A 1,712-nucleotide genomic window follows, 5' to 3' on the forward strand; every position below is an offset into this window, starting at 1 on the left:
CGACGGGGTCACCTTCGCCCTCTCCGGCGACGCGGTGGACGCCGTCGAGACGCCCGGCGGGGGCGCCGCCGACGCCGTCGGGCTGGCCGCCGCCGCGATCATCCTGCTGCTCGCGTTCGGCTCGGTGCTGGCCATGGCGCTGCCCATCGTCACCGCCGTCTTCGGCATCGCGGTCGGGCTCTCCACCATGGCCCTGACCCAGCACCTGCTGCCCACGCCGGGGTTCGCCCCGGTGCTGGCCACGATGATCGGGCTCGGCGTCGGCATCGACTACGCGCTGTTCATCGTCACCCGCTACCGGGAGGGCCTGGCCGGCGGGCGTACCCCCGGCGACGCGGTGGTGGCCGCCACCGCGACGGCCGGCCGGGCGGTGCTGTTCGCCGGCGGCACGGTGGTGGTCGGCCTGTGCGGGCTGTTCCTCACCGGGCTGGGGTTCCTGCGCGGCCTGGCGGTCGGCGCGGCGGTCTCCGCGACCGGCACCTCGGCGCTCGGGGTGGTCAGGGTGGCCACCGCGTACCCGGTGCGCCGGTCGGGTGACACCTGGTCGGGGGCGTCGTACGGGGATCGGACGGCGGCCACGCGCCCGGCCCCGGCGAGCGTGGTGAGCACGCCGGTGACCCGCTGCCGCACCGCCGGGTCGTCGACGCCGGCGTCGGCCCGGACCGCGAGGGTGACGGTGTCCGCCGCGAAGGCCGGGAAGTGTTCCCGCACCAGCTGCTGGGCGGCGCCGGACGGGGTGTCGGTGGAGCTGAAGTCGTCGCTGGTCGGGCCGCCGTAGCGGACGCCGAGCAGCACCGCGAGGACGGTGAGCGCGATCCAGGCGAGCAGCACCGGCAGGCGGCGGCGGTGGCAGAGGGCGGCGAGCCGGGAGAGCCAGGAGGTGTCCATGCCGCCGATCGTCGCCGGGTTCCGGCCCGACGGCGTCCCACCGGCGCAGACACCTCCCCGGCCCGGCTACTCCCGGCCGCTACTACCCGGGGAGTACGCCTCGGGGCTGGCCAGGCCGCTGCGGTAGGCGAAGACGACCAGCTGCGCCCGGTCCCGGGCGCCGACCTTGACCATGGCCCGGGAGACGTGGGTCTTGGCGGTCAGCGGGCTGACCACCAGCCGGGCGGCGATCTCGTCGTTGCTCAGCCCGGCCGCGACGAGCTGGACCACCTCCCGCTCCCGCGCGGTGAGCGCGGCCAGTTCGGGGGCGTGGGTCCGGGGCTCCGTGCTCGGCAGCGCGTCGACCGAGCGCCGGATCACCGCGCGGGTCACGGCGGGGGAGAGCAGCGCGTCGCCCCGGGCGACGATGCGTACCGCCTGGACGAGCTCGTCCGGCTCGGCGTCCTTGACCAGGAAGCCGCTGGCCCCGGAGCGGAGCGCCGCGAAGACGTCCTCCTCCTCGACGAAGGTGGTCAGCACCACCACCCGTACGGACGAGAGCGCCGGGTCGCCGGTGATCCGCCGGGTGGCGGTCACCCCGTCCACGTCGGGCATCCGCAGGTCCATCAGCACGATGTCGGGGCGCAGCTCCCGGGCCAGGGCCACGGCCTGGCCGCCGTTGGCGGCCTCACCGACCACCTCGACGCCGTCCACCCCGTCCAGCAGGGACCGCAGCCCGGCGCGGATCAGCCCCTGGTCGTCGGCGAGCAGCACCCGGATCATGTGGCCTCCCGTGGCAGCCTGGCCCGTACCGTGAAACCCCCGCGCGGGCCCGGGCCGGCGTC

General features: G+C 76.3%; 2 protein-coding genes. One reads left to right on the top strand and one right to left on the bottom strand.

The annotated features are described in order from the left end of the window. Window positions 1-778 (top strand): MMPL family transporter (locus ACWEVO_RS36170; protein WP_452311888.1); only part of this gene is annotated, 778 nt, incomplete at its 5' end. A 176-nt stretch (window positions 779-954) separates the two neighbouring features. On the opposite strand, the gene ACWEVO_RS36175 is transcribed toward ACWEVO_RS36170, so the two are convergent. Further along, complete coding sequence (locus ACWEVO_RS36175; RefSeq protein ID WP_452311889.1) at window positions 955-1,650, bottom strand: response regulator; 696 nt, start codon at window positions 1,648-1,650, stop codon at window positions 955-957. Between the last annotated feature and the right edge of the window lie 62 nt (window positions 1,651-1,712).

It is taken from the genome of Micromonospora sp. NPDC003776 (assembly GCF_053605645.1).

What these genes read in the sequence shown, in the direction of transcription:
- ACWEVO_RS36175 (WP_452311889.1), bottom strand. Translation starts at nt 1,650, where the DNA reads ATGATCCGGGTGCTGCTCGCCGACGACCAGGGGCTGATCCGCGCCGGG.